The organism is Mucilaginibacter sp. RCC_168 (genome assembly GCF_041355315.1).
Lineage (GTDB): Bacteria > Bacteroidota > Bacteroidia > Sphingobacteriales > Sphingobacteriaceae > Mucilaginibacter.
Genome location: NZ_JBFUPN010000022.1, coordinates 20,419 through 35,209, shown reverse-complemented (window position 1 = coordinate 35,209; position 14,791 = coordinate 20,419). Strand labels below are relative to the sequence as shown.

The following is a 14,791-nucleotide window of genomic DNA, read 5'->3' as shown; positions in this document are numbered from 1 at the left end:
TATAAATAGAAAAGCCTTTAGAATATGACTAAAGGCTTTTGTGTTTTGTAGCAAGATGATCGTTATTTAACAGCCCATTCATGTATGCCGGAAGAATTATCCACCGGTAGCTGAATTTCCATTCTTAAGGCCGTGGTATTAACCGGTTCAAAAGTTACTGTGTTAAAGCCATCTTTACTAACGGTGTAAGGTGTAGTGTTTTTTACCGGTATCCATTGACCATCTTTCAGGTAAAGTACTTTGTAAGATGCCGGTATGCGGCAGCCGCCCCATGGACCATCATCAAACCAGTAAACTTTTGATTCACTAACCGTATGCGCGGTATCAAAATCGTATTGAACATACTCGCTGGTGTTTTTGGCCGGCCACCAATGCAAGTAAGGGTAGCTGTTGTCCTTGGAGTCGGCAGGTTCATATTGATCTTTGATGGATGCGTACATCCGTGTGTTTTTTAAGGATGATGTTACCTTGCTGGTGCTCGCGATGGTTGGCGCAGGTTTAGGCCGTGCAGCCGAAGCCTCGTAAGGGATCCACACGGTCATTTCACTTGGGCCACGGTTTGCCCAGGCATAGTAGGGGATGGCTTTTACCTGTTGGTTAGCTTCAATCAGTTGATCGCTGTTTAACTGGCGTTTTGTGCTTTTGCCATCTGCGCTTATTACATCTACGCCGTTAAGCAAATCGGCATGATAATTTGCATTGGCAATGGCGTTGGTATCAACCATTATATTTTGTACCAGGCTGTCTTTGTTATCAGGGCCTTCTAAACAGTATACAACAGGGCCGCGTTCAAATGCAAAACGACTTTTATCATCTTTTACCAGTGGGTTTGCTAATACTTTTTCTGTTTTCATTGGCAGCAGGAGGGATACTTTATCGCCCTTTTTCCAGGTGCGTTTTAATACCGCATAGCCTTTTTCGGTAACAAATGATTGCGGCTGACCATTGATAGATAACATAACCGGCAATGCTTTTTTATCCATAAAAGTGTACAAATTGCCTGGTACCGGCTGTTGTTTGGCCCAGCCTGGTATGCGTATCCTTAAAGTAAATTCACTGTTTTTTTCGGGATTAACGGTAATATCGACTTTACCTTTCCATGGATAATCCGTTGCTTGCACAATATTTACATTACCCGAAGTGAGTTTGATATTGCTGGAGTTGCCCATGAACAGATTGATGTACAGATCATTTTTGTTTTTAGCATAAACGTAACCAGGCAACGATGGCAAAAAGCGGGTCATGTTGCTGATACAGCAGGCACAGCTGATCCAGGCGCTGCGCTGGTGTTGCGACATAGATGCCAGTGGATTGGGGTAAAAGAAACGGTCGCCGCTTAAAGAAACGCCTGAAAGCAGGCCATTGTAAAGCGTTCTCTCCAGTACATCGATATATTTTGAATCGCCATGCAACAAAAACATCCGGCTATTCCAGTACACATTACCAATAGCCGCGCAGGTTTCGGCATATGCCGACATGTTTGGCAGCTGATATGCATCACCAAAAGCTTCGCCATCAGAGGTCGCGCCAATACCGCCCGTGATATATAGTTTTTTGTTAACTACATCACCCCAGATATCATCAATAGCGGTTAAATATTTGGTATCACCGGTTAAGGCAGCGATATCTGCCATGCCGGTATACATGTAAGCCGCTCTTACGGCATGCCCTTCAGCCTCGTGTTGGTCAACTACTTTTTTGTTGGCTTGATTATAGGCGTCGCCCTTGGGGCCGCGTACATCCAGAAAAAACTTAGCCAGATCAAGGTATTGCTTATTGCCCGTAACCCGGTACATTTTCGAAAGCCCAATTTCTACTATCTGATGACCTGGATATTCCTCCAACTTACCCGGACCGAACACCTTAACCAGCAGATCGGCATTTTTTATGGCGATGTTAAGTAGTGTCCGTTTGCCGGTGGCCTGGTAATGGGCAACGGCGGCTTCATACAAATGCCCGCAATCATACAGCTCGTGGCTCAATACTTCCTCTTGTACCCAGCGTTTGGCGCCAATCCATTCATGCGGTTTTTTTGCATTTACCGTGCGGAAAGTATACAGGTAACCATCGGGTTCCTGGGCAGCACCAATGATACTGATCAGGGTATCAATATATTTATCCAGTTTGGGATTTGCCTTATTTTGCATAGAGTACGAGGCTCCTTCAATAGCTTTATACACATCGGTATCATCAAAGGGGAATACGCTTAGCTTATCGCCATCCAGTTTTTTGGCAGCCCTTAAAAAGTTATCCATGCGACCGTTTGCCTTACATTGGGCCAATACATAAGGAATGGTTACATTGGCGTTAACCTCCATTTTTGGTTGCCAGAAATTATCGCTTACATGGACACTGGTAAACGCCACAGGTTGTATAGGATAATCTTTTTGCTGCGAAAATACCTGCCCTGTAAATGCCATCATGGATAGTGATAGCATGCTGACCGTTTTTCTTGTACTGATCATATATTTAGTTTCTTGTAATTGGTTCATTTAATTTTTTACCATCCTGCTCCCATAAACCGGACCCGCGCTGTTATCCTTTTTGGGCAGTAGCTTAATAGTTACCTTTTGTTTGCCCTTGGTAAGCTCCATCGGAATGGTATAGCTGATATCGTAAAAACGGCTTTCTTTGTACTGGTTCAAATCTTCGGTAGCCAGTTTTATACCATCAATCAATATCTCGAAAGTACGGCCGCGGTTATCCATTCCCCAATAAGTATTGATCAGAGTGTTTTGGGTGTTGGCATCAACTTTCATCTCGTATTGAAGATAACCGCCGTTTTCTGTCGACCTCCATTTTTTCTGATGGTCTTCGCCGGTAGTCGCATTTTCACCGCTGAAATTATGATCGCGCTCGGGCTGCATTTCGCCTACACGTAAAATATCGGTAGTGCGGGCTTCCAGTTCCTGTTGTTTTTTCTTTTGTTCGTCATAAGCCTTTTGCTGTACTGCCCATGCTTCGGGCGTGAATACATCCCAGTAAACCGAGTAATATTGGTTTTGGGTCTGATAAAAAGGGATGAGCTTAACTTCATTTGGTTGGGCAATATTTACTGTGCTAAAACTTAACTGGTTTTTATCAACCATTTGCAGCCAGTTGTTGGGATTGGTTTCGTTAGTCACAAAAACGGGTACACCCTTCAACGGATCGGGCTCGGTATTGCCAAAAACGCCGGCAAACAATACCGGGCCATAAAATATGGCGCGCCGGTTCGCGTTATCGGGCATCGCTTCCGTGTAGATATTTTCAGGGGTATTTAATTCTATTTTATCGTTTTTGCCCCATTTATGAGTTAAAACAAAGTAGCCTTGTGCATTAGAGATAAGCTGCTGTTGTTTGCCATTGATGCGGATGCTTACATGGCTGCTCCATTTAGGTTTACGGATGCGGATGGAGAAAGTAGCGGGCTTAGCTGCGTTAACGGTAAAGTTAATGTGGTCGCTGGTGGGTAAATTACTTTCTTGTTTAACCGTAATGCCTTTATCTTTCCAGTTTAATACAGAAGGAATAAATAAGTTAACATAAAGACTTCCGTCGGTACCCCTGAAATATATGCTTTCGTTATATTTTACATGGTTTTCCATCCCCGAGCCCACGCAGCAGGTAAAATCATCAAATGGAGTGCTGTAGTGTTTTGTTCCGCCCATTCTAAGAGGTATAAAATAACACATCATACCATCCTTATGGTTTTGCGAAGCAAGGATGTGGTTATATAACGCCTTCTCGTAATAATCCATCAATGCAGCTGATGGCGCAACCGCGAATAAGTGGCGGGTGAGCTTAAGCATGTTATAGGTATTACAGGTTTCGGTGGTATTATCTGTCAGTTTATCATTCAGCTTATCCGGGTCGCTCAGATACTCATAGTTGCTGTTGCCACCGGTAGCATAGGAGTGATGACCCGTTACCGTTTCCCAAAAGAAACCAGCAATGGTTTGGTCTTTTTTATCGCCGGTAAGTTCGTACCGCCGGGCGCTGGCAATTATTTTGGGTATTTGGGTATTGGAGTGCTTGCCAGGTAAAATATCCTGTTTTTGAGCCAGCGGATCTAAAATATGCTTATCATAAAACTTGTACGACAGATCGAGGTATTTTCTGTTGCCTGTTATTGCATATAAGTTTGCCAGCGTTTCTGCCATGCCGCCATATTCGCACAGCAGCATCTTTTGCAGTTTGTCATCGTCCAGGTTTTTAATGGTTTCGCCCGTCCAATCGGCTATACCCTGGCATATTTTAAGCGCCTGGATATTACGGCCATATAAATAGGCATCCAAAAGTCCGGCCATCACTTTATGCACCGTGTACCAGGGCGACCATCCTCCGTTTAGATCAAAGCCATGGGAGCGAATATCGCCTTTGGCAACTTCAGCCCATATCGTGTCTTCTTTCGGGATAGCGCCAACGTAGCCTGTTTTACGTGCGGCTTGGCATTCATTAAGTTCGGCAACTATATAGTTTATCCGTTTTAAAAATTGAGGGTCACGGGTTGATGCGTAATGCATGGAAATGGCCGACAGGTAATGCCCCAGCGTGTGGCCTGCCAAGCCCGATGATTCCCAGCCTTCATATATTTTACCTTTAGGCTTTAACCCGGAATGGGAGCGAAATCCGGACAGTAGGCGGTCGGGCTGAATAGATAATAAATAAGCGGCATCTGCCTGCATGGCCTGTTTAAATGGGCTTTCCAGCAGCTGAACATCTTTCAGATCAAATGAATAGGCTTGTATCGCTACAACGGGTTTTATTTTTATCCGGCTATCCTTCCACTCAGGCACATATGATTGAGCCTTTAAGCTTATTGCAGCTGTAAAGCAAATGATAAATGATAAAGTAAATTTCATTAACAAAGCTGCAAAATTCGTGTGATTATAACAATTAAACATACAGTAAAGTTACACGGGTATCCTGAATAATTATTGATGATATTTTGCTGGTGATAATCAGATTTTAACCGATTTAGGATACTACACTGTTAGTTAACGAGCTATTTAATAATAAGAGCAGTATTTAAAGGTGTAAACTGATCTTCTGCTGATATTTTGTTTGAAATGTTTGTGGTTTTTATGGGATTTTGTTTTAATAATGATAATATGTAGGTAGTTGTGGTGAATTTTTGCTAAAAAATTAGCTATTGGGGTAAATATTTTTACATGATCTGAAAGATCAGACTTAATTAATAATTTTTTAACCCCAAAAATTAATTTATGAAGCTAAAACGATTATTCAAAAGGCTTGTTTTGCTCTTTTTAGGCATTTTTGTATTTGGTTATAATGCCAAAGCGCAAATAATTACATTAAAAGGGAAAGTATCAGACGAAAAAGGCCTGTCTATACCAGGTGCGTCTGTTAAAATAAAAGGTACGCGTAAAGGTACCATTACCAATAGCGAAGGGATATTTACTATTGATAGTAATGGCCCGGTTATTCTCAGCGTATCTGCTATTGGTTATACCGCGAAGGAAGTTAAGGTTAGCAATATCAGCAACGTTAACATTATTTTAGAGGAAGATAATAAAACACTCAGCGAGGTAGTGGTTACCGCGTTGGGTATTAAGCGCGACAAAAAAGTATTAACCTACAGCAGCCAGGAAATTAAGGGCACAGACCTGGTGCAGGGTAAAGACCCCAACCTGGTTAATGATATAGCCGGAAAAGTATCCGGTGTACAGATCACCAGCTCATCTGGCAGCCCAGGTAGTTCAACACGTATAGTCGTTCGTGGTGCATCATCGTTTTACGGAAATAACGATGCTTTAATGGTTGTTGATGGTATCCCGATAGATAACAGTGAAACCGGAAACCTCAATTCAGGGCCCGGCTCCAGCAGGGTAGCCGACATTGATCCTTCCATAATTGAAAATATCAACGTGCTAAAAGGCGCCGCGGCTACAGCTTTATATGGTTCGTTGGGTGCAAATGGTGTTATTATTATTACTACCAAAACGGGCTCAGCCAATAAAAAACCGACCATTAATTTTACTTCTGATTTCTCCTTCGAAAACCCGCTGCTGCCGCAGATACAAAGCAAATATGCCCAGGGTACCAATGGTATTTATTATAATGGTGATGATCAGAAAACCAGCACTTCCTGGGGACCTTTAATGGATACCTTAAAAATCAACGGGCAGCCTGCAAAAAAATATAACCAGTCCGATCTGTTTTTTAAAACGGGGCATACTTATAATAATGTGTTTAGTGTAAACGGTGGTGGGGCGGCTTCTAACTATTATATATCTTATTCTAATTTTAATCAGCAGGGTACGGTGCCCAATACTAAGTTTCTGCGGAACTCGGTATTTGCCAAATACAGCGCCCAGATCCTTCCAAATTTAACTACCACATTCCAGTTAAATTATACCAATTCGCAAAATGATCGCTTGCCCGAAGGTTATGCACTGGAGAGCCCTGTATGGACTATTTTTACAGCCCCGATATCATATAACCTGCTGCCTTATGAAAATGCAGACGGCACCCAGCGCTTGTATCGTTATTCCAGGAACAATCCTTACTGGGTATTGGATAATATTTCCAATAAATCGGGCGTAAACCGTTTTCTGCCAACATTTACAGCCGATTATAAACCATTAACATGGCTAACCGTGACTGAAAGATTTGGCGCAGATGTATATACTGAGCAGGATAGATACCATGAATCGGCCGAGTCAGTATCTAACCCTACCGGGCGTATCGTGGTTAACAATACCAATTTCAGGCAATTTAATAATGACCTGCTTATAAGCGCTAATCATCAGTTTGGTGATTTTAATATTGATGGCGTTATCGGGAACAATATTTATTCTCAATATTCAGAAACTGCTTATGCCAATGGTGTTGGGCTTTCGGTAGCCGATCTGGATAATATCAGTTCGGCTTCGACTGTTACTTTTATTGAAAACCAATACAATACACGAAGGATCGGTTTTTACGCGCAGTCCAATATTGAGTATAAAAAATTCCTGATCCTGTCTTTAACCGGCAGGTATGACGGAAGCTCTGTACTATCAACAGCGCATAATTTTTACCCTTATGGGTCTGTAGCTACCAGCTTTATATTTTCTGAGTTTTTCTCCAAAGAATTTCAGGATATCATGAACCTGGGCAAATTCAGAATATCCTATGCTACGATTGGCGGCAGTAATGTGGTTCCTTATTCACTTACTACTCCGTATCTCACTCAAAGTAAAGATAACATTATTCGTAACATTTCGTTCCCTTACAACGGCCAGGCAGGATTTTTACTGAGCCCCACGCTGGGTAATCCTAACTTGAAAAATGAGCGGATAAATGAATTTGAAGCAGGGTTTGAAACCGGGTTTTTTAATAACAGGATAAGTTTAGAGGCTTCTTATTTTGCTAAAAAGACGACAGATGGCTTAATCCCGGGCGTGAGTATTGCACCATCAACAGGTTATGACGGTACTACTGTAAACACCGGGATAATGCAAAACCGGGGTATTGAACTGTTATTGAACGTAGTGCCAGTGAAAACAAAGGACTTTACCTGGAACATGACCATCAACTACAGCCGTATCCGGAATAAGGTTCTGGCAATTGATGGCGATCTGCAACAGATCGGAAATGGCTTTACTACAATTATTGTAGGTCAGCCTTACGGAACCATATATGGAACACGCTATGCACGTACCGCACAAGGGCAGTTACGCATTGATGCCAGCGGATTACCTTATGCTGATGCCGATCAGGGTGTTATAGGTAATATTAACCCGGATTGGACGGGCGGAATTGCCAATAATATCAGGTATAAGCAGTTTAATTTCAGTTTCTTCTTTGACGTTAAAAAAGGCGGCGATATCCAGAATAACGTGGATGGGTACGGATATTTTTACGGAACACCTAAAGTAACCGAAAACAGAGGGTTAAGGGTGGTTCCGGGAGTAAGTGATGCAACAGGACAAGCTAATACCGTGGCTGTTGACGGACAGGCTTATTATCAGCGTATAAACGGCGTAACCGAGTCTGTAATACAGGATGGTACCTATATCAAATTAAGAAATGTAAGTGTAGGTTATACTGTAAAACCATCATGGTTGAGGGGTAGTCCTTTCAAAGCAGTTAATTTTAGCGTAACCGGGCGTAACCTGTGGATCTACGCACCACACTTTACTGGCGGCGACCCTGAGGTAAGTTCGTTCGGTTCATCAAATGGTTCGCAAGGTATTTATTCCTTTTCTGTACCCACATCCAGGTCTATCGATTTTAGCATGAAGCTTACCCTTTAATCATCATTTATCAATTAAAAAATATCATGAAAAAAATATCAATGATTTTAATGTCATGTATCCTGATAAGTGTTTCAGGTTGTAAAAAATATATTGACGTAAATACTAACCCCAATCAGCCCCTTGATGTGGCGGAAGCCCAGATACTTGCCCCGGTTGAAGTAGCTATATCATCAAAACTATATGCAGGCAACGTAGCCGTAATTGTACAGGAATATATGCAGGTGGCCGCGCTAAACCAGGTAGCGCCCAATGCAGGCACTTATTTAATGTATAATACCGATATGAATGATGATTGGAGGACGCTTTATGTGAACTGCTTAAATAACCTGGTAACCCTAAATGCAAAGGCCGTTGCCGACGGAAAAACCAACTATGCCGGCATTGCCAAGATCCTGACGGCCTATTGCCTGGGCACTGGAACAGATCTTTGGGGTGATATTCCGTACTCGCAAGCTTTTAAAGGAACTGCTAATTTTACACCAGTATATGATACCCAAAAAGATATTTATACTACTATACAAAGCTTGCTGGATGCTGGTATTGCTGACATTGCCAAAAACGGCATTATAAGTCCGGGTGGAGATGATTTCTTTTACGCAGGTGATATGAGTAAATGGACAAAGCTGGCTTATACCTTAAAAGCCCGTTATTATATGCATTTGACTAAAGCGCCTGGATATACAGCTGCCACACAAGCGCAGTTGGCACTTACTGCTCTTCAAAACGGAATGCAATCAAATGATGATGATTTTAAAATGGCCTACGGTGGCGCTGCCGGTGCAGAAAATCCGTGGCAACAGAATTTTATATCAGCCAGCACTATTGTAATGGCCAGCACCGCGGTTAATGGTTTTAAAACACGTAATGATCCACGCTTAACCATCATGGTGGCCCCGGCACTTGCTACGAGTTTATATACGGGATTGGATCAGGGCTTGAGTACCATTGGTCAGCTGGAAGAATACTCGCGCCCAGGAAGCTTTTATGGTGCTGCAGGGGCAAGTAATTACATTGTAAACTACTCCGAAGCCTTGTTTATAAAAGCCGAAGCCACGCTCATCCTTTCCGGTTTTAGTAGTGCTCAGGCTATTTATCAAAGTGCCATATCATCGCATATGACCAAACTGGGCGTGAGCACAGCTAACGCGAATACTTATATAGCTTCAAGGCCATTAACTAACGCCAACGCAGAGCAGCTGATCATCGAAGAAAAGGGGATAGCGAATTTTCTTTCATTAGAGAACTTTACCGATTTCAGGCGTACAGGCTTCCCGATATTGCCCGCGGTTAAAAATGCCTTATCAGCTATACCACGCAGGGTGCTATATCCGCAAACCGAGATTATATCAAACCCGCAACCACAACAAAGCGCCAAACTAACCGACAGGGTTTGGTGGGATGCGCAGTAGGTATCGCTAAAACAAAAACGGGCCTTTTATTCCGCTAATTAATTTAGTATATTTGTATAGGTAACGGCCCGGTTGTATGTAAAAAATGCAACCGGGCCGTTTTAGTTAAGCTCCGCAAGGCTCCAGAAATCTGTTTTAATGTAGTTATCTGATGGTTATTATTTTAATACTTTTTAAAGTAAAAAAAACATGTCAAAATTTGTTAAAAATTGTTAAAATTGATGGTTTTGAATAAGTTTTTGACAGTTTTGAAGCTGTTTTTACCTCAATTATAGCACAAAAAGTGTTAAAATTGAAGCTTTAAAAAGTTTTATGCATCATGATTTGTCATGGTAGCGGTATTAATAATGGTTTTGTTTGATAAAATATGGTTAGTACCTGTTAAATTACTGGCCTATTAATACTTGCTACAACGCTAATTTTGTAAAAAAACATTTAAAAATGATAGCATTTGATTGGAAAGGCGTACTACCCGCCGTAACTACCAAATTTACTGATAATGATGAACTGGACTTTGACGCTTTTGACATCAACTTAAATGCCCAACTGGAAGCCGGTGTTGACGGATTTATACTGGGAGGGTCTTTAGGCGAAGCCAGCGTGCTGAGCGATCAGGAAAAGTATGACCTGCTTGCCCATACAGTATCTTTTGTGGAAGGTAAAGTACCTGTGATATTGAATATCGCGGAGCAAACAACCAAAGCGGCTGTTACCTGCGCGCAAAAAGCATTAGATAATGGCGCTGATGGCTTAATGTTGTTGCCACCAATGCGCTACAACAGCGAAGAGCGCGAAACCATAACTTATATCACTACTATTGCAAAAAGCACGGAATTACCTATCATGATCTACAATAATCCTGTTGATTATAAGGTAGAGATTACCCTGGATATGTTTGAACAACTTGCAGCCTATGATAATATACAGGCGGTAAAGGAATCAACCCGTGATGTTTCAAACGTTACCCGGATGATCAACCGCTTTGGCGACAGGTTTAAAATATTAACCGGTGTTGATCCCTTAGCTATGGAAAGCATAGTGATGGGTGCCAATGGCTGGGTAGCCGGTCTGGTTGATGCTTTCCCTAAAGAAACTGTGGCCATATACCGTTTGGTTAAAGCCAAAAGATATGATGAAGCATTGGCTATTTACCGTTGGTTTTTACCGGTGTTGGAGCTGGATATCCACCCTAAACTGGTACAATACATTAAACTGGCAGAAGTGGCAACCGGTATAGGTACCGAAAATGTACGCGCTCCACGTTTACCTTTAGTAGGGGCAGAGCGTGAAAAAGTTCAAAAGATCATCAGCGACGCACTTGCTGTTCGTCCGGTATTGCCTGTAGGCAGCTGGGGTAAAATAAGTGAGGCTGTGATATAATACAACATATGGGCAGTAAAACTTTTTTTTGTATAGATGCGCATACCTGTGGCAACCCCGTAAGGTTGGTGGCTGGGGGAGGTCCAACTTTGAAAGGCGACAATATGAGCCAAAAGCGCCAGCATTTTTTAAAGGAATACGATTGGATCAGGACGGGCTTAATGTTTGAGCCAAGGGGCCATGATATGATGTCTGGGAGTATCCTGTATCCACCTCATGATCCCGGAAACGATGTGGCGGTTTTATTTATTGAAACCAGTGGATGCTTGCCCATGTGTGGCCATGGCACCATCGGCACCATTACCATTGCTGTAGAAGAAGGCCTGATACAACCCAAAGTACCTGGTATAATCCGTATGGAAGCACCAGCAGGCCTGGTGTTAATTGAGTATAAACAGGAGGGAAAAAAGGTTACCTCTGTAAAGCTTAAAAATGTGGCAGCTTATCTTGCGGCAACAGATCTGCAGGTAGAGTGCCCTGATCTGGGAATGCTCACTATTGATGTTTCCTACGGTGGAAATTACTACGCCATAGTTGATCCGCAGCCCAACTTCGGCGGGATCGAACATTATACCGCCGGGCAATTGATTGCCTGGAGCCAGGTATTACGCAAGCGCATCAACGAAAAATATACGTTTGTTCATCCGCAGGATCCTACCATCAATACCTGCACACACATCCTTTGGGCAGGGGCCACATTATCCGATGATGCCACAGCAAGGAATGCCGTATTTTATGGCGATAAAGCTATCGACAGGTCGCCTTGCGGTACCGGTACATCTGCCCGTATGGCGCAATGGCACGCCAAAGGTAAACTACAGGTTGGCCAGCCATTTATACATGAAAGCATCATTGGCAGTAAATTTACGGGCAGGGTGGAAGAGGTGGTCAAGATCAATGATATAGATGCCATTATTCCGAGTGTAGAAGGCTGGGCCAAAGTTTATGGCTACAACACCATCAAGATTGATGATGATGATCCTTATGCACATGGTTTCCAGGTGATATAACCTGTTTTATTTAAAAAATCTAATATTTCAATAGTTCAAAATATATTATGGCTAAAGTGCTGATTATTGGCGGCGGGATTGTTGGCTTGAGCTCTGCATATTACTTACATAAAGCAGGGCACCAGGTTACTGTGGTTGATAAAGGGGATATGACCGATAATTGCTCCTATGGAAATGCCGGTATGATTGTACCAAGCCATTTTATTCCTTTGGCCACACCCGGTATGGTAAGCCAGGGTATCCGCTGGATGTTTAGCAGTAAAAGTCCGTTTTATGTGAAACCCTCGCTAAATCCGGAATTAATATCATGGGGGCTTAAATTTCTGAAAAAGGCTAATGCAACGCATGTAGAAAAGTCCGCTATACCTTTAACAGAACTATCCTTACTCAGTAAAAAACTTTATCAGGAATTGAGCAAGGAGCCTGATTTTGAATTTGATCTGGTTGAAAAAGGTATCCTGATGTTTTATAAAACCGAAAAAGCCGAGGAGGAAGAAGCTCACATGGCTGAAAAGGGACGACAGTTAGGTTTGGATATGAAGGTGCTTAGCCCTGCTGATTGCATGAAGCTGCAACCCAAACTTAAGCTGGATGTATTAGGTGCCGTACATTATGGTTGCGATGCGCATCTTTCGCCCAATAAGTTAATGGCTGCTTTGTTAAGGTATTTACGAACTGTAGGCGTTAACCTGGTTACCAATAAAGAGGTTACAAAAATTGAGACTTTCAATGGCAAAGTAAGCCGTGTACTATCATTCGGGGAAGAATTTATTGCCGATGAATATGTAGTAGCTGGTGGTTCATGGTCGTCCTCGATAGGCAAATTGTTGGGACTAAAAATTCTGCTGATGCCAGGCAAGGGATACTCCTTCAATGTTCAGGATAATACGGAAATAATGCAGATCCCAGCTTTACTGGCCGAAGCCAGGGTTGCCATTACACCCATGAACGGCGGCTTGCGTTACGGCGGGACCATGGAGCTTGACCGGATCAACAACCGGGTAAACATGAGCAGGGTAAAAGGGATAGTGGAATCTGTACCGCAGTACTTTCCCGAACTTAAACCGGCAGTTCCACAGCAAAAAGATATCTGGTTTGGCTTCAGACCGGCATCAGCTGATGGGTTACCCTACATTGGTCGCAGTAATAAATACGCAAACCTTACCATAGCCACCGGGCATGGCATGATGGGTTTAAGTTTGGGTGCAGCCACAGGTTTACTAGTGACAGAAGTTATTTCGGGCAAACCAACATCTATCAATATCAATGAATTTGCTCCCGAACGGTAGGGTAAATTCAAAATATCCGTACTATTTATACTTTTATTGAGGAAGTATCCACTAATAGTATATTTACAATTGTTTAATGTACAATTATAAATATGCATATTTGATATTCATTATTGTATATTTTAAAATTGTTTATTTAACAATAAAAAATGGATTGATCATTCATTTTTAAAGCAATTTTTATCTGCCTATCACAATAAATTATCAAATAGTAACCAAATATTATCCTATTATTCCAAATTATTAGTTTTTTAAGTTAAGTAAATGTAAATTCAGGAAGAATTAATTCATATCAAGATGAAAGTTTTACAATTTACCATCCCGTTGCCCCACGATAAAAGTGTGATAGTAGAAAAAGTTTGCCTGCCCCATCATTACCCATATCTGCACCGGCATAAGGAGATCCAGATCACCTGGATACGGCAGGGGGAGGGTACTTTGATAGCTGGAAACAATATGCATGATTATTCGGCGGGTGATGTATTTTTATTAGGAGCAAACTTGCCACATGTATTTAAAAGCAATCCTGAATACTTTGTTCAAAATGTCCATAAGCAAGTAGAAGCCTTAACCATATTTTTTGACCCGGAAGGGGCGCTGGCCTCCTTGTTTGATCTGCCGGAGATGGCTCAAGGCAGGATATTTATGCAACAACATCAGCAAGGGTTTAAAATTCCGGTTGACAGTACTGATGAGATAACAAAAATAATGATCAACTTAAAAAATGCTTCAGGCTCCGATCAGCTTGTGCAGTTTTTATATCTGTTGAAGGGTTTAACAAATCTAAAAGACAAATTAGATCCACTATCTTCCTACGGCAATTTACCCGGTATTACCGAAAACGAGGGTATACGCATAGGGAAGATATATAATTTTATTATGCAGCATTACAGCGATCCCATTACGCTGGAAGATGTAGCCAAAGTTGCTTATATGACGCCAGAGTCATTTTGCCGCTATTTTAAAAAGCATACCGGTCATACTTTTATTTCATTTTTAAATGAGATCAGGATTAATGAAGCTTGCAAAAAATTGATCGCTCATAAATTTGAAAGCATCAATTCCATTGCCTATAAATGTGGATTTAACAGCATAACCAATTTTAACCGGGTGTTTAAATACGTTATAGGCAGTTCGCCGCGCGGCTATCTGGATACCTATCACAGCAATTTGGTAAACCTGAACAGGGCCGCCAGCTAAAACATAGCAGTAGGAGAGGATATTCAGGGCATGCAGATACTTCGAAAGAAATATTATTAGAGGCGATTTCTCAGATTAGTGAGGGAGTAAAAATTGCTGATATTGGAAAATGGATAGAAACTAAGGCCGAAAAAGTGGGGTATACGGTTATCCGGGATTAAGGTGGTCATGGAGTTGGCCGAAGTTTTAGCCAGTACGTATTCTGCCATGCGATTAAATAATGGAACAGTAGTATAACAATGTAAAATCTCTAATGC

Annotated in this window: 9 protein-coding genes; 6 read left to right on the top strand and 3 right to left on the bottom strand. The window is 41.9% G+C overall.

The genetic code is table 11. The annotated features are described in order from the left end of the window. Positions 1–62: 62 nt before the first annotated feature. Both AB6735_RS20490 and AB6735_RS20485 read right to left on the bottom strand, forming a co-directional pair. A complete protein-coding gene (locus tag AB6735_RS20490; RefSeq protein WP_370997915.1) occupies positions 63–2,465 on the bottom strand; it encodes a glycoside hydrolase family 127 protein in 2,403 nt (800 codons plus the stop codon). Positions 2,466–2,492: 27 nt separating this feature from the next. After that, a complete protein-coding gene (locus tag AB6735_RS20485; RefSeq protein ID WP_370997914.1) occupies positions 2,493–4,844 on the bottom strand; it encodes a beta-L-arabinofuranosidase domain-containing protein in 2,352 nt (783 codons plus the stop codon). A 363-nt stretch (positions 4,845–5,207) separates the two neighbouring features. Between AB6735_RS20485 and AB6735_RS20480 the strand changes: the two genes are divergently transcribed. From AB6735_RS20480 to AB6735_RS20455, 6 genes are all read left to right on the top strand, one after another. Next, the gene (locus AB6735_RS20480; protein WP_370997913.1) at positions 5,208–8,243 is read left to right on the top strand and encodes a SusC/RagA family TonB-linked outer membrane protein; all 3,036 of its coding nucleotides are present in this window, start codon (positions 5,208–5,210) and stop codon (positions 8,241–8,243) included. A gap of 26 nt (positions 8,244–8,269) precedes the next feature. Next, positions 8,270–9,655 carry a SusD/RagB family nutrient-binding outer membrane lipoprotein gene (locus AB6735_RS20475; protein WP_370997912.1) on the top strand — a complete coding sequence of 462 codons (1,386 nt, stop codon included), beginning with the start codon at positions 8,270–8,272 and terminating at the stop codon, positions 9,653–9,655. A 441-nt stretch (positions 9,656–10,096) separates the two neighbouring features. Next, positions 10,097–11,035, top strand: coding sequence for a dihydrodipicolinate synthase family protein (locus AB6735_RS20470; RefSeq protein ID WP_370997911.1), 939 nt, complete (start codon positions 10,097–10,099; stop codon positions 11,033–11,035). 8 nt (positions 11,036–11,043) lie between these two features. After that, complete coding sequence (locus tag AB6735_RS20465) at positions 11,044–12,045, top strand: 4-hydroxyproline epimerase (RefSeq protein WP_370997910.1); 1,002 nt, start codon at positions 11,044–11,046, stop codon at positions 12,043–12,045. 47 nt (positions 12,046–12,092) lie between these two features. Next, a complete protein-coding gene (locus tag AB6735_RS20460; RefSeq protein ID WP_370997909.1) occupies positions 12,093–13,334 on the top strand; it encodes an NAD(P)/FAD-dependent oxidoreductase in 1,242 nt (413 codons plus the stop codon). 297 nt (positions 13,335–13,631) lie between these two features. Further along, a complete protein-coding gene (locus tag AB6735_RS20455; RefSeq protein WP_370997908.1) occupies positions 13,632–14,534 on the top strand; it encodes an AraC family transcriptional regulator in 903 nt (300 codons plus the stop codon). 56 nt (positions 14,535–14,590) lie between these two features. Here the strand turns inward: AB6735_RS20455 and AB6735_RS20450 are convergent, their stop codons facing one another. Then, positions 14,591–14,743: a hypothetical protein gene (locus AB6735_RS20450; RefSeq protein ID WP_370997907.1), complete on the bottom strand. Its 153-nt coding sequence runs from the start codon at positions 14,741–14,743 to the stop codon at positions 14,591–14,593. Positions 14,744–14,791 lie beyond the last annotated feature (48 nt).

Excerpts from the sequence above, each read along its gene's own strand:
- AB6735_RS20480 (WP_370997913.1), top strand. The coding sequence starts at position 5,208 with ATGAAGCTAAAACGATTATTCAAAAGGCTTGTTTTGCTCTTTTTAGGC.
- AB6735_RS20460 (WP_370997909.1), top strand. The coding sequence starts at position 12,093 with ATGGCTAAAGTGCTGATTATTGGCGGCGGGATTGTTGGCTTGAGCTCT.
- AB6735_RS20490 (WP_370997915.1), bottom strand. The coding sequence starts at position 2,465 with ATGATCAGTACAAGAAAAACGGTCAGCATGCTATCACTATCCATGATG.
- AB6735_RS20450 (WP_370997907.1), bottom strand. The coding sequence starts at position 14,743 with ATGGCAGAATACGTACTGGCTAAAACTTCGGCCAACTCCATGACCACC.
- AB6735_RS20470 (WP_370997911.1), top strand. The coding sequence starts at position 10,097 with ATGATAGCATTTGATTGGAAAGGCGTACTACCCGCCGTAACTACCAAA.
- AB6735_RS20485 (WP_370997914.1), bottom strand. The coding sequence starts at position 4,844 with ATGAAATTTACTTTATCATTTATCATTTGCTTTACAGCTGCAATAAGC.
- AB6735_RS20455 (WP_370997908.1), top strand. The coding sequence starts at position 13,632 with ATGAAAGTTTTACAATTTACCATCCCGTTGCCCCACGATAAAAGTGTG.
- AB6735_RS20475 (WP_370997912.1), top strand. The coding sequence starts at position 8,270 with ATGAAAAAAATATCAATGATTTTAATGTCATGTATCCTGATAAGTGTT.
- AB6735_RS20465 (WP_370997910.1), top strand. The coding sequence starts at position 11,044 with ATGGGCAGTAAAACTTTTTTTTGTATAGATGCGCATACCTGTGGCAAC.